Annotated in this window: 16 protein-coding genes and 1 riboswitch; of the genes, 12 read left to right on the forward strand and 4 right to left on the reverse strand. The window is 49.1% G+C overall.

What is annotated here, in order from left to right:
- Window positions 1-32 precede the first annotated feature (32 nt).
- Together J9B83_RS04870 and J9B83_RS04875 are read right to left on the reverse strand one after the other, a co-directional pair.
- The gene (locus J9B83_RS04870) at window positions 33-2,300 is read right to left on the reverse strand and encodes a YgiQ family radical SAM protein (RefSeq protein WP_211535618.1); all 2,268 of its coding nucleotides are present in this window, start codon (window positions 2,298-2,300) and stop codon (window positions 33-35) included.
- A gap of 147 nt (window positions 2,301-2,447) precedes the next feature.
- The gene (locus J9B83_RS04875; RefSeq protein WP_211535619.1) at window positions 2,448-3,095 is read right to left on the reverse strand and encodes a class I SAM-dependent methyltransferase; all 648 of its coding nucleotides are present in this window, start codon (window positions 3,093-3,095) and stop codon (window positions 2,448-2,450) included.
- 147 nt (window positions 3,096-3,242) lie between these two features.
- Here J9B83_RS04875 and rsmS point away from each other — a divergent pair, with 147 nt between their 5' ends.
- Window positions 3,243-3,407, forward strand: coding sequence for a pleiotropic regulatory protein RsmS (gene rsmS, locus J9B83_RS04880; RefSeq protein ID WP_211535620.1), 165 nt, complete (start codon window positions 3,243-3,245; stop codon window positions 3,405-3,407).
- A 98-nt stretch (window positions 3,408-3,505) separates the two neighbouring features.
- Window positions 3,506-4,753 carry a leucine-rich repeat-containing protein kinase family protein gene (locus J9B83_RS04885; RefSeq protein WP_211535621.1) on the forward strand — a complete coding sequence of 416 codons (1,248 nt, stop codon included), beginning with the start codon at window positions 3,506-3,508 and terminating at the stop codon, window positions 4,751-4,753.
- Window positions 4,754-4,827: 74 nt separating this feature from the next.
- Here J9B83_RS04885 and J9B83_RS04890 read toward each other — a convergent pair whose 3' ends face one another.
- Window positions 4,828-5,316 carry a 6,7-dimethyl-8-ribityllumazine synthase gene (locus tag J9B83_RS04890; RefSeq protein WP_211535622.1) on the reverse strand — a complete coding sequence of 163 codons (489 nt, stop codon included), beginning with the start codon at window positions 5,314-5,316 and terminating at the stop codon, window positions 4,828-4,830.
- Window positions 5,317-5,437: 121 nt separating this feature from the next.
- A riboswitch (FMN riboswitch) is annotated at window positions 5,438-5,601 on the reverse strand.
- 148 nt (window positions 5,602-5,749) lie between these two features.
- Here J9B83_RS04890 and J9B83_RS04895 point away from each other — a divergent pair.
- From J9B83_RS04895 to J9B83_RS04920, 6 genes are all read left to right on the forward strand, one after another.
- Window positions 5,750-6,154: an MliC family protein gene (locus J9B83_RS04895; protein WP_211535623.1), complete on the forward strand. Its 405-nt coding sequence runs from the start codon at window positions 5,750-5,752 to the stop codon at window positions 6,152-6,154.
- A 116-nt stretch (window positions 6,155-6,270) separates the two neighbouring features.
- On the forward strand, window positions 6,271-7,047 hold the full coding sequence (gene cobJ, locus J9B83_RS04900) for a precorrin-3B C(17)-methyltransferase (RefSeq protein ID WP_211535624.1): 777 nt from the start codon (window positions 6,271-6,273) through the stop codon (window positions 7,045-7,047).
- 21 nt (window positions 7,048-7,068) lie between these two features.
- Window positions 7,069-7,848: a precorrin-4 C(11)-methyltransferase gene (gene cobM, locus J9B83_RS04905; protein WP_211535625.1), complete on the forward strand. Its 780-nt coding sequence runs from the start codon at window positions 7,069-7,071 to the stop codon at window positions 7,846-7,848.
- A 15-nt stretch (window positions 7,849-7,863) separates the two neighbouring features.
- Window positions 7,864-8,946, forward strand: a complete 1,083-nt coding sequence (gene cobW / locus J9B83_RS04910; RefSeq protein ID WP_211535626.1) for a cobalamin biosynthesis protein CobW — start codon at window positions 7,864-7,866, stop codon at window positions 8,944-8,946.
- Window positions 8,947-8,953: 7 nt separating this feature from the next.
- Window positions 8,954-12,820, forward strand: coding sequence for a cobaltochelatase subunit CobN (cobN, locus tag J9B83_RS04915; RefSeq protein ID WP_211535627.1), 3,867 nt, complete (start codon window positions 8,954-8,956; stop codon window positions 12,818-12,820).
- A gap of 78 nt (window positions 12,821-12,898) precedes the next feature.
- Complete coding sequence (locus tag J9B83_RS04920) at window positions 12,899-14,122, forward strand: sirohydrochlorin chelatase (protein WP_211535628.1); 1,224 nt, start codon at window positions 12,899-12,901, stop codon at window positions 14,120-14,122.
- A gap of 76 nt (window positions 14,123-14,198) precedes the next feature.
- Here J9B83_RS04920 and J9B83_RS04925 read toward each other — a convergent pair whose 3' ends face one another.
- Window positions 14,199-15,092: a LysR family transcriptional regulator gene (locus J9B83_RS04925; RefSeq protein ID WP_236037121.1), complete on the reverse strand. Its 894-nt coding sequence runs from the start codon at window positions 15,090-15,092 to the stop codon at window positions 14,199-14,201.
- Between the two features lie 150 nt (window positions 15,093-15,242).
- Between J9B83_RS04925 and J9B83_RS04930 the strand changes: the two genes are divergently transcribed.
- The 4 genes from J9B83_RS04930 (at window position 15,243) to J9B83_RS04945 (ending at window position 21,711) form a co-directional block, all read left to right on the forward strand.
- A complete protein-coding gene (locus tag J9B83_RS04930; protein ID WP_211535629.1) occupies window positions 15,243-16,139 on the forward strand; it encodes a DMT family transporter in 897 nt (298 codons plus the stop codon).
- Between the two features lie 125 nt (window positions 16,140-16,264).
- Window positions 16,265-18,466 (forward strand): YccS family putative transporter, encoded by a 2,202-nt coding sequence (yccS, locus tag J9B83_RS04935; RefSeq protein WP_211535630.1) that lies wholly within the window; start codon window positions 16,265-16,267, stop codon window positions 18,464-18,466.
- 147 nt (window positions 18,467-18,613) lie between these two features.
- Window positions 18,614-20,374, forward strand: a complete 1,761-nt coding sequence (locus J9B83_RS04940) for an ATP-binding protein (RefSeq protein WP_211535631.1) — start codon at window positions 18,614-18,616, stop codon at window positions 20,372-20,374.
- Window positions 20,371-21,711 carry a cobyrinate a,c-diamide synthase gene (locus tag J9B83_RS04945; protein ID WP_211535632.1) on the forward strand — a complete coding sequence of 447 codons (1,341 nt, stop codon included), beginning with the start codon at window positions 20,371-20,373 and terminating at the stop codon, window positions 21,709-21,711. The genes J9B83_RS04940 and J9B83_RS04945 overlap by 4 nt, the downstream gene beginning before the upstream one ends.

The following is a 21,711-nucleotide window of genomic DNA, read 5'->3' on the forward strand; positions in this document are numbered from 1 at the left end:
TCAGATCTTTTCTGGCTCAGAAACGTCGCTGTTTAGCGAGATTTCACTTTTGATTTGCGGCGTTTGGCTTGGCTGGGTGCGGCTTGTTCACCTGTGGCTCGGCTACCAGCGGGTTTGCCTGAATGATGATTCTTACGACGGGCTTTTTCTGCCACCGCATTTTTTTCGATAGTCGGACGGTTTGAGGTATGAGACGCGCCTGTCGCTTGGCCTGGTTTGGCTTTTTGTGGACGCTGACGAACTTGTCGGTCTTTTTCTTCCGCGGGCACTAGCTTGTTAAGGCCGTAGCCAATCAAGTCAGTACGACCCATCTTGATCAAGGTATTGCGCAGATCTTGCCAGTTTCTTGGGTCGTGATAGCGTAAAAAGCCTTTTTGCACCGTGCGCTGTTTGGCGTCTTTTGGCGTGTACACGTCTTCGCTTTTGTAGGTAACTGGCTTGAGTGGATTTTTGCCCGAGTGGTACATGGCGGTGGCCAGCGACATCGGTGACGGATAAAAGGTTTGTACCTGATCCGGTTTGAAGTCATTGGTTTTTAACCATACGGCAAGGTTTAGCATGTCTTCGTCGGAGCTACCCGGGTGCGCCGCGATAAAGTAGGGAATCAAGTGCTGCTTTTTGCCGGCTTCTTTTGAGTACTTATCGAACATGCGTTTAAAGCGGTCATAGGTGCCCATACCCGGTTTCATCATTTTCGATAAGGTGTCTTTCTCGGAGTGCTCAGGGGCAATTTTTAACAAGCCGCCCACATGATGAGTCACCAACTCACGCACGTATTCTGGGTCTTCCACGGCCAAGTCATAACGCAAGCCAGAGGCAATCGATACGGTATGAATGCCTTCTATCGCGCGGGTTTTGCGGTAGAGTTCTGTGGTCGGACTGTGATCCGTGTTTAGATTTGAGCAAATAGTCGGGTACACACAAGACAATTTACGGCACGAGGCTTGGACCTCGTCGTCGTTGCAGTTCAAGGTGTACATGTTCGACGTCGGGCCGCCAAGGTCTGAAATATGACCAGTAAATCCTGGCACTTTCGCCTTAATGTCTTCAATCTCGTTGAGGATGGATTCGTGAGAACGGGACTGGATCACTCGACCTTCGTGCTCAGTTATTGAGCAGAAAGTGCAGCCACCAAAACAACCCCGCATGATGTTGATCGAGGTTTTGATCATGTCGTAAGCTGGAATACGCGCTTTTTTGTATTTTGGGTGCGGCACACGAGCGTAGGGAAGATCAAACACGCCATCCATCTCTGGTGTTTCCAATGGAATTGGTGGTGGGTTTACCCAAATTTCTTTTTTGCCGTGTTTTTGGATGAGCGCACGAGCGTTATGCGGGTTGGATTCAAGGTGCAAAATACGCGAAGTGTGGGCATATAGTACAGGGTCTTTAGAGACCTTTTCAAACGATGGTAAACGGATGTAGGTTTTTTCTGGATCGAGTTTTTCGCCGCGGCGTAACGGTGCGGGAATGACCCGAATCGGCATCACATCCGAGTCTTCGTCGTCTTTGGTTTGGCATTTGCCTTCTGGAATGTATTCATATGGACTGTAAATTTGATCGACCTTACCGGGCCAATCGACACGGGTTGAATCGATCTCAGTAAAGCCGCCAGGTGGGGTGTTACGAACAATGGTGGTGCCGCGAATGTCGGTAAGCTCATCAAGGTTTTTGCCCATGGCCATTTGGTGTGTTACCTCCAGCATGGCACGTTCGGCGTTGCCATACAGCAAAATGTCAGCCGTGGAGTCGATTAGCACTGAGCGGCGCACTTCGTCGCTCCAGTAATCGTACTGAGCAATACGACGTAAGCTGGCTTCAATGCCGCCGATCATCACAGGCACATCTTGGAAAGCTTCTTTACAACGCTGAGAATAAACAATCACCGCGCGATCAGGGCGCTTGCCACCCACACCATAAGGCGTGTAAGCGTCGTCGTTACGGACCTTTAAATCCGCCGTATAGCGGTTGATCAAAGAATCCATATTGCCTGCGGTCACGCCAAAATACAGATTAGGGCGACCTAGACGCATAAAGTCTTCTGTGTTGCGCCAATCGGGTTGATCAATAATACCAACACGGTAGCCCTTTGATTCTAATAAACGACCCAGTACTGCCATACCAAAACTGGGGTGATCTACATAAGCATCCCCCGACACAATAATTACATCACAACTGTCCCAACCTAAGATGTCCATTTCTTCTCGGGTAGTGGGTAAAAAAGGCGAAACCCCGTAGCACTCAGCCCAATAAAGTGGATAAGAGAAGAGTTCTTTGGCGGTTTTATGTCGTTTGGTCATTATGTGCTCTTGGTATTGGCTGTGATAATAGAGAATCACGGTTTGCCACGAAAGTGGTACATGGCGTATCGGTCAAAAAATGTGCCGTATTATCCCAGAAAACGTCTGGGGTAAACAGCCTAATCTTGGACTCTGTTGGCTTTAGGATTATTGATGAAGAGGCGAGATGCGCCACACACTTTCTTCAAATACCTTATGGCCGCGCTCTTGATAACGTTCATGGGTGAGGGCCAAGTTTTCAGAGGCAATTTTTTGTATCCTGTCTCCCCACATGGCACGAATAGCGTCGTTTTGTACGGAAAAAGGCGGCCCTTGCTGATTGCCATCATAATGCAAACCGATCAACAGCACCCAAGCAGAAGGCGATAAACGGGCTTGAGTATGACGCACATAATCCGCCCGCTTGCTGTCGGGCATGGCGACCATGGCGGCGCGATCATAGCAGGCATCAAAGTCGGTTTCGGTGAAGTGAAAATAGTCCCCTTCAACGATGCGTAATGGCAGGTCGTTTACCGTGTGTATTTTTAAGTCGCCTTCATGGTGCGTTTCATAAGTGAAATCGTTATCGCCTAGGAATTGCACCACAGCAAGTGACGACAACTCCACGCCGGTTACCTGGTAGCCTTGTTCTGCCAGCCAAATCATATCGTTCGACTTGCCGCATAAAGGCACTAACACACGGCTGCCTTTTGCTAATGTAGGCCAAAACTCGATGAGTTTAGGGTTGATGTCGTCTTTATGAAAACCAATTTGTCCGGCTTTCCAGCGGTCGAGCCAAAATTCATTTGTAATCACGCTAACCTCATTATTTGTGGCGTTATGTTTTGTTAAACCCGCGTCGTCGATTATTGGATCAAAAGGGTGCTAGACTTAGCGCTAAATGTTGAGTCTTATTAGACCCATTATTTCACCCATTCTATTCGTTTTCATTACGGAATTATTATGTCTTTAGACCAAGCACCAGAGCACATTAAATTGGCTGTGGATCTAATTGAGCTACTTGAAGAGAATAACATCGCGCCTAGTGTGGCGGTGGATGCGCTTACCATTGTATTGCGCGATTTCCAGCAAAAACTTGAATCAATAGACTCGGACGATAGCAAATAGTTTCTTGATTGCCAGTTCGTTTAGTCTAACACCTTGCTTATAAAGTCTGTTTTGATACTTATCTTCATAACCTTTTACCCAGTAAAAAGAGCGTAATTTTGCACACACTTGACCAATTACACCGTGGCGAACTAAAGGGCATTGTTCGCCTACAACTTAGTGACAATTTAACCGACTTCCCTGAGGCAATCTATGACCTTGCCGATTCGCTGGAAGTATTAGACCTGTCAAACAACGCCTTGAGCCGTTTACCTGACGATTTATGTCGACTCAAAAAACTGCGCATTGTGTTCTGCTCGAACAATCTTTTTACCGAATTGCCCTCTTGTCTAGGGCGTTGTCCACAACTTGAGATGATTGGATTTAAAAGCAATCAAATCACACAAGTCTCATCGTCGTCGTTACCAACACACACTCGCTGGTTGATTCTAACGGATAATCAAATAACCGACTTACCCGATGATATGGGTCGACTCACGCGATTACAAAAATTGGCGTTGGCAGGAAATCAACTGCAAGCATTGCCCGACAGTATGGTCGATTGTAAGCGTTTGGAGTTGATTCGCTTGTCGGCTAATCAATTTGCCACTTTCCCCGATGTTTTACTGACGCTACCGCGCTTGGCTTGGCTAGCCTTCTCTGGCAACCCTTTTTGTGCGCCGCGCGATTCACATGATGAATTCAAAACCGTCGCCTTTGGGGATTTGGCTTTGCATCAGGTATTAGGGCAGGGCGCTTCGGGGGTGATTTCCTTAGCCACTTGGCAGCGCAACCTCTTTGGTTTTGATGACAAGGTCGCGGTGAAAGTTTTCAAAGGTCAAGTCACCAGTGACGGCTTCCCTGAAGACGAGTTAGACGCTTGTTTGGCTGTGGGTTATCACGAGAATTTGGTGACACCGTTAGCGAAAGTGCATAAGCCGGATTGTTCTGCCTTGGTAATGGGATTGATTCCGCCCCATTATACCAATCTGGGATTGCCGCCGAGTTTGGCGTCGTGCACACGGGATACGTTTGCAGAAGGTCAGATTTTATCGATTGCAACCATTGCCCGCATTGTCGAGCAGGTTGAACATCTTGTTGCGCATTTTTGCCAACAAAAAGTCAGCCACGGAGATTTATACGCCCATAACACCTTAATCAACGAAGAAGGGCATGTGTTGTTTGGCGACTTTGGTGCGGCGTCAAAATACGGCAATTTATCGACAGAGCGGCAGCTGGGCATAGAGCGGGTTGAGCGTCGTGCATTGGCTTTCTTTATTGATGATATGCTGAGTATTTGCGCTGAGAAAGACAAACAAAGCGAGGCTTATCGCACCTTAAGTGAGAAAGCGGATTTGCAGATTTAATAAGCAGAATAAAAAAGCCCTGTCGGCCACTTGTTATAAAATAGCATGACAGGGCTTTTAAAAAGAAATGAGTTTTACGCTAGGCTTTTGGCTTTTTCAGTCAAGCGAATGCTTTGGTCGCAAGCGTTGGCCAATTCTATGCCTTTTTTCACGAAGTGACGGCTAAAGTATTCTTTGTGCTCGTCGTGTTCGTGGAAGTTATGTGGCGTTAAAACGGCTGTTAGCACAGGAATTTCAGTTTCAAGTTGCACTTGCATCAAACCACTACAAACGGCTTGAGCGACGAAATCATGGCGATAAATACCACCGTCTACTACCAAGGCCGTGCCGGCAATGGCTGAGTAAAGGCCGCTTTTCGCTAATAGCTTGGCTTGTAATGGAATTTCGTAACCGCCAGGAACTGGAATAACATCGATTAAATCGAGGCTGTAGCCACGCTCGATTAACTCGGCTTTAAAACCTTCAACACAGTTTAAGACAATGTCTTCATGCCAAGAGGCGTGAAGAATAGCGATGCGTTTTGTTGCTGGTGTGAATTCAATATTCGTTGAGCTCTGATTCATTGTGTAATCCTAAAGTAACTAAGGTGAATCAGGGCGAACGGACAGGCAAAAACCCCACGATTAAATGAGATACCTAAATAGACACACACTGAAAAACAGCGAGTGGCTGAGGACTTGTCTGACGCGCTCTCTATCATCCGGACTGTAACCGTCGGCTCTGGAATCACACCAGATCTGCTGGACCCTAAAAGGAAGACTCCTTGAAGGCGCTCGCGGGCTTAGAGAGGCTATTTAGCCATCATCTTTACCGCCGGTGGGGAATTTCACCCCGCCCCGAGAACGAAGTCGGAATAAACCGACAAACGCAATATACTCGCTTTTTGCGGCGCCTGTCAAAGCGAGTTTTTGGTAAAATTAACCCTATTCATTTTACAAACCCTTGTTGTAATATTAAACAGCCGTTCAACATTAATGAATCAACAGCGGAGTGAGAATGGGGTCTTATACAGAGCAGGCACTAAAGCGTACAATAGAGCGTCCAATTGCTAAAATGCTTGTTCTTGGCAGTTGTTTGTTGCTGTCCGCGTGCAGCGTCATCGAGAAAGGTTCACCAGTAGAATCTATTATATCTGAAGAAATCGCTGAGATTTCTAATCTAGATCAAACCAATGTTGCTGCTTATTCCTGTGACGGACAAACTCTTGATATTCATTTTCATAGCAATCAAGCTCAGCTTTCTTGGCAGGGCGACGAGTACTTTTTGACCCAAGCGGTCAGCGCATCAGGTGCGTATTTTCTGGGTGAAGGCTTATCTTTTTGGGTGCATGGCGACCATGCTGTGTTGTCTTTTCATCATGCTAACAAGCAAGCGTGCCAGCTGATCCAAGTAAATTCCTAAATCGTCCTGAACAGCTCTCATCTTAAATCCCAGTGTTTTCATCCCGCCGGTTTTGCAATCCGTGTACAATGGCACCATTCGCGCTAAATGGCGCCTGAGCAAATTGTAGAGACAGTATGAGTAAGTTATTTGTAATGGGCATGGGGCCTGGGGACCTTGGTTTGGTTGCGCCCAATGCCACCAAAGCGTTGTCGGTTTGTAGCGATTGGGTTGCCTATGGTTATTATTTGGATTTATTAGGTGAACTCAGCGAAGGTAAGACCTTTCATAATCTACCCTTGGGGGAAGAAATAGGTCGTGCTCGATTGGCGTTAGACCTTGCTGCGCAGGGTAAAAATACCGCGCTTATTTCCAGTGGTGACATTGGTATTTACGCCATGGCAACCTTGGTATTTGAACTGCTTGATATGCAATTGCAAGGCAAAGAAGACCACCCAGAATGGCTCAATGTAGACATTGAAGTGATCCCTGGAATTTCGGCGATGCAAGCCGGTGCCAGCCGCGTTGGTGCCATGTTAGGCCATGATTTCTGCACCATTTCCTTATCCGATTTATTAACGCCATGGGAGACCATCGACAAGCGCTTGCACGCCTGCGGCGCAGGGGATTTTGTCGTGTCGTTTTACAATCCCGTATCGAAAAAGCGCGACTGGCAATTGAATCACGCTCGCGATGTCTTGTTGCAATATCGTCCTGCCAGCACACCGGTGATGATTGGTCGTCAATTAACACGTCCTGAAGAAGTCATTACCTTTACCACCTTGGGCCAACTCGACGCCAAAGACGTTGATATGTTTACCATGGTCAGTGTGGGAAATTCAGACACCAAACACATCGTCAATGGCGACAAGTCTTGGATTTACACCCCTCGCGGTTACTCGAAAAAGCTATAAATATTGAGCAAGGTTAATAGTATGACAGTGTATTTTATTGGCGCAGGGCCGGGCGACCCAGACTTGATGACGGTAAAAGCCGTTAAGTTAATAGAGCGATGCCCCATCATTCTTTATGCGGGGTCTTTGATTCCCACGCAAATTATCGACAGCGTACGTCATTCAGCCGAAGCCATTTACGACACGGCACAAATGAACCTAGACGAAACCACTGCCGTGATCGAAAAGGCCGCGCAAGAAGGCAAAGACGTGGCGCGTTTGCAGTCTGGCGATCCTGCTTTGTATGGAGCGATTGGCGAGCAGATTCGTCGCCTTGAGGGTTTGGATATTGACTACGAAGTGGTTCCTGGCGTCAGCGCTGTTGCTGCCTCTGCCGCCATGTTGCGCAAAGAATTGACCTTGTCGGGTGTGTCGCAAACTGTGATTATGACCCGTTACGAAGGCAAAACACCGTTTCCTGAGCGCGAGCGCTTGCCGGCGTTAGCGCAAAGTGGTGCAACCTTGGCGATACATTTGGGCATCACCCGTATACATAAAATCGTCGACGAATTGCTTCCACACTATGGCGCAGATTGCCCAGTGGCTGTGTGCTATCGCGTCGGTTGGCCAGACCAAGATTACGTGGTGGGCACTTTGGCGGATATTGTGGTCAAAGTACGTGAGAAAAAATTTACACGCACCAGTCTTATTTTGGTCGGCCGAGTGTTAGATACTGACGACTTCGCCGATTCTTATCTTTACGATAAAAGTCAGGCGCACATTTTTCGAAAAATTCATCGTCATCGTGACGAACAAAAATAAGAGCAAGGATTCATTATGCAGCTGAATAAAATCCCTACGACCATAGTTACTGGCTTTTTGGGCAGTGGTAAAACCACCTTATTATCCAATGTGCTTAAGCAAGCCGCAGGCAAACGCATCGCGGTGATCGTCAATGAATTTGGCGAATTAGACATAGACTCAGACTTGCTACGTTCTTGTCCGATTGACTGCGCCGATGATGGCCAAGAAGGCGGTCAACGCAGCGACGACGGCTTTTACGAACTGGCAAACGGTTGTATTTGTTGTACGGTAGAAGAAGAATTTTTGCCCGTTATGCAACAGCTCGTGGCGCGCCGCGCCGACATCGATCATATTCTGATTGAAACCAGCGGCTTGGCGTTGCCAAAGCCTTTGGTGCAGGCCTTTAACTGGCCAGGCATTAAAGAGCATTGTACTGTGGATGCGGTGATTACCGTAGTCGACGGCGCCGCCGTGGCCGCCGGTCGCTTTGCCGATGACGAAGACAAGGTGCAGGCTCAACGTCAAGCGGACGAAAGTCTAGATCACGACCCGAGTTTGCAAGAACTACTGGATGATCAGTTAAGCGCCGCGGATTTAGTGGTCGTCAGCAAAAACGATCTGTTAAACGATGAACAACGCACCCGCGTGCAAAAAATCATCACTAATGAAGTACCCGATACGGTGAAAACCGTGTACATCGAAAATGGCGAAACAGCGCTGGATGTTTTGTTAGGCATAGACGCCGAAAGTGAAAGCCGCATCGACGAAGTGCACAACCATCACGATCATCATCATGCTCATGGTGCACATCACGATCACGCCCACGACCATTTCGATTCTTTCGTCGTGACGTTAGGCGAAGTGCAATCGGACTTGTTGCAAGAAACCTTGTCGGAGCTGGTGGAGAAGAACAATATTTTCCGTATCAAAGGCTTTGCGGCCGTGCATGGCAAGCCTATGCGTCAGGTTTTTCAAGTGGTCGGAACCCGTTTAGATCGTTATTTCGATCGTTTATGGCAGCCGGACGAAGTGCGTAAAACGCAATTGGTCTTTATCGGCAAAGGCATCGAAAAAGAGCAAATTGAAAACGTATTACACGACGCGTTAAGCGCTTAGTTGCTTCGTGCATTTATTAGCCGCCAAACCGGGTGGATTTGTTGACGACGAAGGCATTGTCGATTTAGGGCAAACGCCGGCCGATTTGGTGATCTTGGCCGCGGCCGACAGCGTTCTTGGTGCGCTCGGTAGCGCCTTAGATCATGGCATCAATACCTTATCTGAAGGCGCTTTTCCGAGTGTTCGACTGGCCAATTGGATGCAGTTGGTTAAACCCGCTGCGTTCGATTTGTATGAGCACAAGGTGCTCGACCACGCTCGCGTCGTGGTCGTTTCCTTGTTAGGTGGCGAGCATTACTGGGCCTATGGTTTCCAACAATTGCAGTATTGGGCAAAGGCCAAACCGGATCGAACCCTGATTATTGTGCCCGGTGACGACGCTCCTGATCCTTCCTTAACCAAGGCTTCCACTGCGCAGCCTGAAGACGTGCATCGGGTGTGGCGATATTTGCGTGAAAGTGGCCAAGCCAATTCCTTACAGCTGTTTCATTTCCTTGCGGATCAGTATTTTAATCTGTCCACTGAGTGGCAAGAGCCTGCGCCTTTGCCCAGTGCATTGATCTACCACGCAGGTCACGCGTCGAGCTTTTTAACATGGCAACAGCATTACGCCGAGTCGATCCAAAACGGTCTTCCTGTGGTGGTTGTGGCGTTTTATCGCTCTCATTTACAAAGCGGTAATACCCAGATGTTCGATGGTTTGCTAAGCGTGCTAGAGCAAGAAAATATGGTGCCGTTGGCGGTGGCGGTGAGCTCGTTAAAAGACGATGTGTCGGTGGGCTTGATTGAATCGCTGGTGGAACGAACCCATGCCAAGGTGATTCTGAACACCACAGGCTTTGCCGCAAATCGAGTGGGCAGCCCCGATTTGGCCTCGGAGCCGACGGATTTTCAGTCGGCCTTTGCGTCGCCGATTCCCGTACTGCAGCTGATCCTATCCGGCAGCACTGAAGAAGATTGGCAAGCACAAACTCAAGGGTTGCGCAGTCGAGACGTGGCGATGCAAATCGTCTTGCCCGAAATGGACGGACGCATCATTACCCGCGCGATCAGTTTTAAAGCGTTGAGTCATTACAACGACACCGCACAAGTGGACTTGGTGCGCTATGAATTGCACGAAGAGCGCGCTCGCTTTGTCGCACAACTCGCCAAGCGTTTTGCCAACCTCGCCATCAAGCCTAATCATGAAAAACGCATCGCCTTTGTGTTGGCGAATTACCCCACCAAAGATGGCCGCATTGGTAACGGCGTAGGGCTAGACACGCCTGCCTCGACAATCAATTTACTCAAGGCGTTGGAACACGCCGGTTATCCCATCGCCGATGTGCCAGAACATGGCAACGCCTTAATTGAAGCCTTGCTTGGCGCGGTAACGAATAACCCAAACACCTTGCACGAAAGAGGGTGCTGGCAAAGTTTGGCGTTGGACGATTACCTTCACTATTTTTACCAGTTGCCATTAGAAAGCCAAAACGCGGTGTGGGATCGTTGGGGAGCGCCAGAAAACGACCACAAATGCCGCGAGCAAAACGGCGAACGCCGCATCATGTTGGCGGGCATTCGCCTTGGCGAAACCTTTGTTGGTATTCAGCCCGCGCGGGGTTTTAACCTCGATTTGGCAGCCAATTACCACGATCCAGATTTGATTCCGCCCCACAGTTATTTGGCGTTTTATTTCTGGCTGCGTCATGTTTATAAAGTAGATGCCTTTGTGCACGTGGGCAAACACGGCAATCTAGAATGGCTGCCGGGCAAGGGCACAGCGTTATCCGACCAATGTTGGCCAGACATCGCCTTGGGGCCCATGCCGAATTTTTACCCTTTTATTGTTAATGATCCAGGTGAGGGCGCACAAGCCAAGCGTCGCACACAAGCCACCATTATTGATCATTTAATGCCGCCGATGACACGCGCCGAAACGTACGGTGACATGGCCGAGCTGGAAAACTTGGTGGACGAATATTATCAAGCCATGGGTATGGATATTCGTCGAGAAACTTGGTTGCGCGAACAAATTCTTGAAAAAGTCCAAACGACGCATTTGCTGGAAGAGTTAATCGGTATTGAATCGGACAATGACGATTCGGTGCTGGAAGGCTTAGATACCTATTTGTGCGAGATAAAAGAAGCGCAAATTCGCCACGGCTTGCATCGCCTTGGCGAATTACCAGAGAAAGACAAACTGGCTGATACGCTGGTGGCCTTGTTGCGTTTACCTCGTGGTAAAGAGGCGACCAGCCAGGGCATTCTTCATGCGCTGGTAGAAGACTTGAGTTTATCGCAAGACGATTTTGATCCCATGCAAAGCCTACGCATTCCTTGGCTTGGCAAGCAACCAGACGCGTTATCAGCGATCAGTGAGGCTCCATGGCGAACTCATGCCGACACCAAAGAGCGGTTAGAGCTTTTCGCTAAATCTCTCGTTATGAGTTATTTATTGGGTAATGGAGCCATAGCGTCGTTAGCTCAAGAGTGCCCAAAAACAGCGATACTTTTATCGCACAGTAAAAAAACTCTTTTGCGCGCTTTAGAACAAAGCGCTCATGACGAAATTCATGCTTTGCTAACCGGATTAGAAGGCGGTTTTATTCCTCCCGGCCCCAGTGGCGCGCCGACAAGAGGGCGGTTGGATACCTTGCCAACCGGGCGTAACTTCTTCTCCGTGGATAACCGCGCCATTCCGTCACCTGCGGCGTGGGCGATTGGCCAACAGTCTGCCGAAGCCCTGATTCAGCGGCATCTTCAAGAGCACGGCGATTACCCGAAAGATTTAGGGCTGTCCGTGTGGGGAACCGCCACCATGCGAACCGGTGGCGACGACATTGCACAAGCGTTTGCACTGATGGGAGTACGTCCGATTTGGGCGCCGGGGTCAAACCGTGTGACCGATTTTGAAGTCCTGTCTTGTATGCAGCTTGGTCGCCCGCGAGTAGATGTAACACTTCGAGTATCCGGTTTTTTCCGTGACGCTTTCGCGAATGTCATGCGACTCTACGACGCAGCGGTGCAAGCCATTGTCGACTTTGAAGAGCCGGGCACAGGCAACACCATTCGAGCCAATGTACAAGCGCGCAAACAAACCTTGCTTGATCAAGGCATGGACGAAGAGCTCGCGAACCGTCAAGCGACGTATCGTGTTTTTGGCAGCAAGCCCGGTGCGTATGGCGCAGGCTTACAAGGCTTAATTGACGAACGCTGCTGGGACACCAAAGCCGATTTAGCGGAAGCCTACGTAAACTGGGGCGGCTATGCCTACGATGGCAACACCTACAATAAAGAGCAAGATGGTGTGGAAGCGAAATCCGCCTTTGTTGAACGCTTGTCTCAGCTTGATGCCGTGGTGCAAAACCAAGACAACCGTGAACACGATATTTTAGATTCCGACGATTATTATCAATTTCAAGGCGGCATGACCAACGCGGTGATGGAATTCAGCGGCCAAGCGCCGAGCGTGTATCACAGCGATCATTCCAATCCCAGCGCACCGAAAATTCGTACTTTAAAAGAAGAGCTGAATCGCGTGGTGCGTTCGCGGGTGTTGAATCCGAAATGGATCGACGCTATGCAAAGCCACGGCTACAAGGGCGCGTTTGAAATGACCGCCACGGTAGATTATTTGTTCGCTTACGGTGCGACAACGGACTTGGTTGCGGATTATCAGTATGAGCAAGTAACCGATCGCTTATTGCTTGATCCAGACAATCAGGCGTTTATGCGCGATAATAATCCTCATGCGTTAGAAGAAATGGGCGAGCGTTTATTAGAAGCGATTCAGCGCGGTATGTGGCAAAACGCCGAAATACATCGTCAAAAAATACAGTCCTTGTTGCTTGATTTAGATCAGCAGCAGGAGCAAGAAGATAAACGTCAGTAACCTTGGGCAGAGGCTTGCTGGTAACCTTATGGGCATTCAGTAGTTGAACGCCGATCAGAGTCGACAAAGAGAGAGACAATGAGCAAGACAGAATCAGTCAAAAAACAGGGCATCATGATTTGTGGTCATGGCAGCCGAGACAAAGACGCCGAACGCGAATTCGGCTTGGTGGCAAAAGGACTAAAAGAGCGTTTTCCCCATTTGCCAGTAGAATATGGCTTCTTAGAGTTTTCCGCGCCGAACATTCACATGGGGTTAGACAGCTTATTGAAGCAAGGGGTAGAAGAAATTTACGCTGTGCCGGGTATGTTGTTCGCGGCGACCCACGCAAAAAACGACATTCCTTCCGTATTGACCACCTACGAAGAAAAGAACCCAGGATTGACCGTCACTTACGGCCGTGAGCTTGGCTTGCAAGACGACATGATCGAAGCGTTTCAAGCGCGTATTTATGAATCCCTTGGCTTAGATCCAGAGAATCCCCCCGCCAACTTATACGACACCTTGTTGGTCGTGGTTGGCCGCGGCACATCAGACACAGGTGCCAACGCAGAAGCCGCGAAACTGACCCGCATTGTTAATGAAAACATGGGCTTTGGTTGGGCCGACACCGTGTATTCTGGCGTGACTTACCCATCGGTGGGTGTTGGTTTAGAGAACCTCATGAAACTGGGCTACAAACGCATCGTGATTGCGCCTTATTTCTTATTTACCGGTCGATTGATTAAGCGTATTCAAGGTTATGTGAACAAGGTGGCCGAGGCGAATCCGGCCATTGAATTTATTCAAACGCCTTATTTGAGCGACCATTCAAGAGTCATCGATGCCTTCCAAAATCGTGTGGAAGAAATCATGCAGGGTGAAGAGCCGACCGGTGAAGAAACCTTAATGAATTCATTTAAACGCCGCTTAGCCGCCGGCGAAGTAGACGTTCATCATCACCACGCGGAATTTGTCGACCCACTAGACGACACGCAGGGCTTATCCGACTTTGATGCGAAACACGCCACCTTCACTGCGACAGACAACAAGCCATCGTCTGTTCTTAGTGCGCATGGCCATTCACATTCTCATGGACACAGTCACGATCATTCGCACGGCCATAGCCATTCACACGGTCATTCTCATGGTCACAGTCATGGTGTTTACAAACACATTGGCCACCCAATGGGACCAAGAACTATGATCGGCGAAGGCATTTGCTGCTGCTTCATGGGGCAGTTCACCGATGAGATTCTAGAAGAAGAAAAGCACAAAATAGACGGCGACTGCACCAAAACAGCGTTTGCTCATAGGTCATAATCAGGCGTCACTCCATTTATCCTCAGCATTGCTAAAGGGATAAGTGGAGTTAACTTCTTTCTCATGACTGCCAAAGTCAATGTTTAAACCATTGTGCTAGTCTTCGAGCGACTAAGCGTGCAGCCGCGTCATGTGCTTCAGATTCACGAATTAAAGCTGACCAATCTAAGGTGAGCTTTTCTTTTCCCAAACTAACGGCCATGACGGTGTTGTTTTTAATCGCTGATTGAACCGCCCAGCGAGATAAAATGCTCACGCCAAAGTTGGACGCGATTAATTCGATGACCGCGTCGGTGACTTCAACCACTGTGACTAAATGCGGAACGACCCCAGAGGGACGAATGAAGCGTTCATATTCAAAACCTGGTTGGGCCGTTTTGCTGTAAGTTAAATAGTCTTCACTCTCTAGGTCGGTTGCGTCTACAAAGGCTTTGCTTGCCAAAGGATGTGTCGGGTGAGTGATTAAAACAAGCTCGTCTTGAAAAACGGGAACAGAGTCGATGCTGGGTGTTGCTAAGTGCCCTGGAGCTAAAATCACATCTACGTCGCCATGTTGAAGGTTCCGGAGCGGATTTTGCGTTGCAGACGCCACTAATTCTAATTGAATGTGGGGTTCTTTTTCCGACATCATTTTTAAAAACGCGGGTAGCCAGTGATAGCAGCTGTAAGCAGCGATGCCAATACGAACAACGGTGGTTTTATTGCTCGCCATTTGTTGGAAATCGAACTCCGCTCGTTGTAATGCTGGGATAATCTGTTTGGCCGTTTGTGTCATAGCACGGCCAGAAGGTGTTTGCTTTAAGCGACGACCTTCGCGCTCAAATAGTAACCCACCCAAACGTCTCTCCGCCTCAGCAAGTCTGTGACTCAATGCGGACTGTGTGACACCAAGTGCATCGGCAGCTTGTCGTATAGTGCCAGTCTGATCGATCGCATTGAGCATTTCCCAGTGTTTTATATCAAGTCTCATTGTCTTATCTCGTTTTATTCGACTCTTCATTTGATATGGGTTTGATGAGATTTACATGAATACTATTAATCAATATCTTATATTATTCATTATTTTCTTCATCAGCTTTCTATTATGGTTGCGCCATTAACCAAATGGAATACGAAAAATATGAAAAATCAATCAAACATAGGTGGCCAATATTTTGTGCTGCTGTCGGCCTGCTTTTATGGATTGAATCCCTTTTTTGCCCAGCAGTTGTTTGAAGATGGATTGGGGGCAGCAATGGTCAGTTTGTATCGTTTTATTTTGCCGGCCTTGTTCTTCATGTTTTGTTTGCGTACGCCACGAGAAAATAGACTTGAGGTGTTCAGAAGTCTGGTATTGGGGGTGGCGAGTGGTGTGGCGATTTTTGGTTACTTCCATGCCCTAGAAACGATTCCTGCGGCTACGGCGATTTTAATTTACTACAGCTATCCTTTTTTTAGTGTCTTGATTGGCTGGTGGCTTTTTAAACGAACGCCATCGCAAAACACGCTGGTGTCAGCTGCTTTAATACTGATTGCAGTGTCATTAACCATAAGGCCGGAGTCTTTGCCAGCAGGGGTTTGGTTGTCAGTTGCTGCTTGTTTTTTGGCGCCTGTGGCGGTGGCGACACAAGTTCAATATTTGTCGAATCCGAAGCAAACGATACCAACACGCAGTCGAGTAGCCTGGATTACCATGGGTCATGTGTTGGTGCTCTTTCCCATTGCGGTGTGGCATGAGCCAGAACAAATATTGCCTGTGTCCATGGTGGGTGTTGTTTCTGTGTTTGGTATCGCTTTATTAGCGGCAGCGTTGCCTCAGATACTGTTTATGCTGGGAGCGCCAAGGTCATGCGCGGATAGAAATGCGTTAACAGGATCACTTGAGTTAGTCGTCGCTTTCCTAACCGGGGCGTTGTTATTAGGTGACCCTTTGGATCGATTTGAATTAACCGCTATGGCGCTGATTGTACTGGCGCTGTTCATTAAGCAAGGACAAGCAAAGTCAACCACATATTCGACAGTTCACAATACTGCTTAATAAAACACCTTGGATGCTTGTTTTTTCACGTAGCCATTTCTCATGCTGGAAGAGTGGGATAGACTAATAGTCGCTTTGGCATTGAGAACACGCGCCATTAATTGCCGTCGATTAGGAGACGCAATTTGACTAAAAAATCGTTTATATTTTCTCCACAAACTCTGCAGAAAATCGGTGGTGTTAGCCAGTTATCTTACGGTATTCGCGTTTTTATCGCCCTGTGCGGCGCGATGGCGTTGAGTTGGAGTATCGACAAAATTGATTGGGTGATTCCGCTTTTTTTAGGCGTTATTGCCAGTGCTTTAGCGGAAACCGAAGACGGTTGGCAGGCACGTGTTCGTACTCTTTTAATCACCTTGGTGTTGTTCCTTTTAACTGCGTTTGGCGTGCAGGCCTTAATGCCTTATCCGTGGGCCTTTGGCAGCTGCCTTGCCGTCGTCGCGTTTTCTTTGACTATGACCGGGGCGCTGGGTCGGCATTATTCGGTGATTGCTCAGGCAACGCTGATTTTGGCAGTTTACACCATGATAGGTTTGAACCAAGCCACCCACGAGATGCCCATATGGTATGAGCCTGCGTTGTTGACGCTAGGGGCTTTGTGGTACGGGATTTTGTCGATTATCTGGGCCGCGCTTTTTGTCCACGTTACCTTGCGTCAGGCTCTGTCATCGCTCTATGTGGAGATTGGTTTATACCTGAAGCTAAAGTCGAAATTCTTTCCTCCGCCGTCCAGTGCTGCAGTGGATACGTTACGACTGGAATTGGCGCAGCAGCACGGTCAAGTCGTGGTGGCGCTCAATAAGGTGCGTGAAATCTTAGTCAGTCGCATTGGCAGCAGCCCAGGCAATCCGCGTTTGGGACGCTATATTCGCTTTTATTTCATCGCTCAAAGCATCCATGAGCGGGCGAGCTCTTCCCATTATAATTATGCCGATTTGGCTGATACGTTTTTTCACAGTGATATCTTGTTTCGTTTACAGCGCCAGTTGTCTGAGTCGGGCACCAGTTGTCGAAAAATAGGCGAAGCAATTCGAGGCGAACACGCGATCGATCTACGAGACAGCGAAGAAGCAGTGGCGGGCGTGTTGAAATCGATGGCATACCTTGAGCGTGAGGCGCAGCCAGTTCAGTGGCGTTTATTTCGTTCGTTAAGGCAATTGACCGACAACGTGGTGGGATTGCAACAAGAGCTTGATAAGATTCCGAAATTAGAAGATGAATCCTTGACCGACGCGTCAGTGCAAATCCCTCAGCCGAGAGTGACATTACGATCCATCTGGGCGCAAATAACCGACCAATTCACACCTAAATCTCAAGTGTTCCGACACGCTGTGCGCATGTCCATTGCCCTAACATGCGGTTATGCCATTATTCAAAACGTGGACATCGATGTGGGTTATTGGGTGCTATTAACCACCTTATTTGTTTGTCTGCCGACCTTTGGTTCAACGCGAAAACGCTTATATGAACGTATTGCGGGCACGGTCGTGGGCTTGGTCGCGGCCTGGTGTTTGATTACCTTATTTCCCATGCAACCGGTTCAGTTGGTGTTGACCGTAGTGGCGGGGGTGGTGTTTTTCGTGACTCGAACGAATCGCTATGTGTTGGCAACGGCCGCTATTACGCTCATGGTCATTTGTTGTTTTAACCAAGTGTCGGATGGTTATGATGTGATTTTACCGCGCCTTATCGATACCCTGATTGGCAGCACCATTTCTTGGCTGGCGGTGTTCTTTATCTTACCAGATTGGTCTTACCGACAACTGCCGATGACCTTTGCCGAAGGCATGCGTCGTAGTGCGGAATATCTACGAGAGCTGATGCGTTTCTACCAAGAAGACAGTGTTGACGAGCAGGTATATCGTCGCAGTCGCCGGCGGGCTTACAACGCTGATGCATTGCTCACCTCGACGCTGGTGAACATGCAACAGGAGCCGGGTCATTATCGTACCGATACCGAATTGTGGCAGCGCTTGGTGATCCGCAGCCACACCTTGTTTAATTACATTGCGGCTTTTAGCGCACATCGTGGCAAGTTGATCGAGCAACCAAGTAATCGCATTTTGGCAGAGGCCAGCGCCTATATTGTTAAGAGTTTGGAAGACATAGCCCAATGCTTAGAAGACAAACACTTGGTGACCTTTAATCTGGCCGTGTTCGAGGAATGGCAGGCGAAATTAGAAGTCGGTGCTGCAGAAGAAGATGAGCGCCATTATTTTGTGCAATCGCAGTTACAATCGCTTTTTGATCAATTAAAAGAAGTGCGGCGATTAACGCACGAGCTTCAACTGCAAGTACACGGCGATAAGCTCAAAACCATATCGTAGCGACTTTTCGTTGTTAGCTTTTTATCGTTCGCTATTTATTTTAAATAAAGTCAAACAAGACAACCGCCAAGGAAAACGCCTACAATAGAGGCGTTTTTACGTTTAGTTTCAAGCGTTTGTTCTCGACTTTAGGATGCAGGTAGCCCCATGACATGTCTCGCCCATAGCAACTTTCCTTTTACTGCGGTAGCGGGGCAGGACACCCTCAAATTGGCGCTGATTTTATGCGCGATTAACCCACACATCGGCGGTGTGTTAATCAGCGGTCCCCGTGGTTCTGCGAAAACCACGTTAGCGCGAGGTTTATCTGGTGTGATGCCAGCGCTAACTATAGACGGTGAAGCGGTTCCTTTTGCGACCTTGCCCTTGGGGGCGAGCGAAGATCGGTTGCTCGGTTCTCTAGATCTAGAGCAGGTATTACAAGACAAGCAAACGGTGTTTAAACCAGGTTTATTAAGCCAAGCCAATGGCGGTGTTTTGTATGTGGATGAAGTGAATTTACTCGCTGACAATCTAGTAGATCAACTGTTGGATGTGTCGGCCAGCGGTGTGAATCGCATTGAGCGCGATGGCATCAGTCATCAACACGAGGCGCGCTTTTTGCTGGTCGGCACCATGAACCCTGACGAAGGGGAGTTACGCCCCCAGTTACAAGATCGCTTTGGATTAATGGTTGAATTGAGCAATCAATACAGCTTGGAAGAGCGGGTCCAGATTGTGCGTTTGCGGGAAGAATTCGACCAAGATCCGAGCGCATTTTGCGAGGCGTTTAAATACAAACAACGTAATCTAAAAAACAGCATTCGCTTGGCAAGAGAGGCACTTCGCCACCTTCGTTGCAGTGACGAACTGCGCATGGACATTGCGCGGCGCTGTCAAGCGGCCAATATCGACGGCGTTCGCGGCGACATCGTTTGGGTGCGTGCCGCCATGGCGCATGCCGCATGGCGTGGAACGGCGGCGGTATCGATGAGCGATGTGAACGCAGTGGAAAACCTTGTCTTAGCCCATCGTCGTCAAGTAAAGACGCCGCCACAAAATACGCCACCACTCAGCCCAGCGCCGTCACGTCGTCCTGACGCGAGTAAAGCGCAGCCGCCTTCTCCTTCACCGACTCCTTCAGAGCAGTCAAATCAGTCTGAACAAGCCAGCCAAGGGGATTGGGGGAATATGCCGCCGCAAACCATGGCTAGTCGTGCGCCGATTACCGTATCAGTCAACGAGCCGAAACAAACGTCATTAAGCCAGAATCGATTGGGCGAGGTGACGCCGGGAAAGCGTAAAGGGCATCAGATGGGAGGTTATCGACCGGATAGCGCAACAAAAGGTCAAGGCGTTGATTGGTTTCGTAGCGTGATCACTCAGCCGCAGGATTGGCCGCCGAAACACCTCGCTTACAAGCCAGGGAAAACGGGTCAAAGTGTCTTGCATTTGGTGTTGCTCGATACGTCCGCTTCGACCTTGAGCCAAGGGGTATTTGCTAACGCCAAAGGGGTAATTTTAGACATCGCTCAGCGCGCGTATTTGGCGCGGGAGCAGTTGGCGATTATCGGCTTTGGCCAAGACAATGTGTCGTCGATTTTGCCCAAGGTACGCGCGCCCAAAGACATCGCCGATTTACTTGATAATATACAAGCCGGTGGCGGTACGCCGTTTCGTGTTGCTATAAAAAATGCCAGTGAGTATTTAATCAAGCAACACAAAACCAGCCCTGAACTTCACAGCCAAACCTATTTATTGACCGATGGGCGTACCCAAGCGGACGTATCCGACTTGAATTTACCAGGGCACACTGTGCTTATCGACACAGAGCAGGCTGCGATCAAACGCGGTCGCGGCCAAGACATCGCCCAGCATTTGGGCGCTCAATATGTATCACTGACTTCGCTTTTAGAGACTGCTTTATGACTGCTACTGTTGCCCATTGCCCCGCGTTATTCTTAACGGCGCCGGCATCGAATCAAGGTAAAACGACCATCACAGCGGCGTTAGCGCGTTACTTCACCCATCAAGGCAAGGTGGTTCGGGTGTTCAAAACCGGGCCTGATTACCTTGATCCGCAAATTCTTGCTCAAGCGTCGAAACAGCCAGTTGAGCAGCTCGATATTTGGATGGCGGGGGACGACTACTGCCAAGACAAACTTTATCAAGCGGCGCAGGTCGCGGATTTGATTTTAGTCGAAGGCGCCATGGGCATGTTCGATGGCGAGCCGTCGAGCGCCGATTTAGCGGCGCGTTTTGGCATTCCCATGGCGATTGTCATGGACGTAAAAGGCATGGCGCAAACCGCTGCCGCCCTTGCTACTGGCTTGGCGAATTTTCGCGACGATGTCAAAGTGGCAGGGTTAATTGCCAACCGTTGCGGCAGCGAACGCCATGCGGAATTGATCCGCGATGCGTTACCGGCGAATCTGCCACTGTTAGCGACGCTTAAACGGGATGAAGAGATCTGCTTACCGGAACGTCATTTGGGGTTGGTGCAAGCGGAAGAAGTGAAAGACGAGCTTGAAGTTCGTTTTGAAGCCGCCGTGGAATGGCTAAAAGAAACTCGCGATGACGGCTTATTGACCTTGCCGGCTCCCGTGGCGTTTTATCCTGCTCAGCAGCAAGAGGAATCGAATCACGACGCAGCAAGCGCATTAAAAGGCAAGACCATTGCTGTGGCTCGTGATGCGGCGTTCAGTTTTATTTACGATGCGAATCTCATAGCGTTAAAAAACATGGGCGCTAAAGTGGTGTTTTTCTCACCATTAACAGACCAAGCCTTACCAGAGGCCGACGCCCTTTGGCTGCCGGGCGGTTATCCTGAACTACACGCCAAAGCCTTGTCGGACAACACAGCGATGCGCGCAGCGATCCACACGTTTTATGAAACTGGCAAAGGCATTTTGGCCGAATGCGGCGGCATGTTGTACAGCTTGGACGATCTGACCGATTTAGACGATGCTTGCTACCCCATGGTTGGCATCTTGCCCGGTCAAGGAGCAATGCGCGGCAAACGCGGTTGCCAAGGCATGCAAACCGCGGTTTTGCCGCAAGGGGATATTCGCGGTCATGCCCATCACAGATCTCGCAGTGCCAATACGCCAGAGCCGGTCGGTTACGGCCGTCGCCAGCGTCATCCTGCACCGGGGGAAGCGATTTATCAGCAAAAAGGCTTAACCGCGAGCTATCTGCATTTGTTTTTCCCGTCCAATCTTGACGCCACGGCGAAGCTTTTCTTAGCCAGTCATAAGGCGCACTAA

The organism is Marinomonas vulgaris (genome assembly GCF_018145875.1).
Classification (GTDB): domain Bacteria; phylum Pseudomonadota; class Gammaproteobacteria; order Pseudomonadales; family Marinomonadaceae; genus Marinomonas; species Marinomonas vulgaris.

Coding starts and splice junctions, on each gene's coding strand:
- J9B83_RS04870 (WP_211535618.1), bottom strand. CDS start 2,300: ATGACCAAACGACATAAAACCGCCAAAGAACTCTTCTCTTATCCACTT.
- rsmS (WP_211535620.1), top strand. CDS start 3,243: ATGTCTTTAGACCAAGCACCAGAGCACATTAAATTGGCTGTGGATCTA.
- J9B83_RS04890 (WP_211535622.1), bottom strand. CDS start 5,316: ATGAATCAGAGCTCAACGAATATTGAATTCACACCAGCAACAAAACGC.
- J9B83_RS04895 (WP_211535623.1), top strand. CDS start 5,750: ATGGGGTCTTATACAGAGCAGGCACTAAAGCGTACAATAGAGCGTCCA.
- cobJ (WP_211535624.1), top strand. CDS start 6,271: ATGAGTAAGTTATTTGTAATGGGCATGGGGCCTGGGGACCTTGGTTTG.
- cobM (WP_211535625.1), top strand. CDS start 7,069: ATGACAGTGTATTTTATTGGCGCAGGGCCGGGCGACCCAGACTTGATG.
- cobW (WP_211535626.1), top strand. CDS start 7,864: ATGCAGCTGAATAAAATCCCTACGACCATAGTTACTGGCTTTTTGGGC.
- J9B83_RS04920 (WP_211535628.1), top strand. CDS start 12,899: ATGAGCAAGACAGAATCAGTCAAAAAACAGGGCATCATGATTTGTGGT.
- J9B83_RS04925 (WP_236037121.1), bottom strand. CDS start 15,092: ATGAGACTTGATATAAAACACTGGGAAATGCTCAATGCGATCGATCAG.
- J9B83_RS04930 (WP_211535629.1), top strand. CDS start 15,243: ATGAAAAATCAATCAAACATAGGTGGCCAATATTTTGTGCTGCTGTCG.
- J9B83_RS04940 (WP_211535631.1), top strand. CDS start 18,614: ATGACATGTCTCGCCCATAGCAACTTTCCTTTTACTGCGGTAGCGGGG.
- J9B83_RS04945 (WP_211535632.1), top strand. CDS start 20,371: ATGACTGCTACTGTTGCCCATTGCCCCGCGTTATTCTTAACGGCGCCG.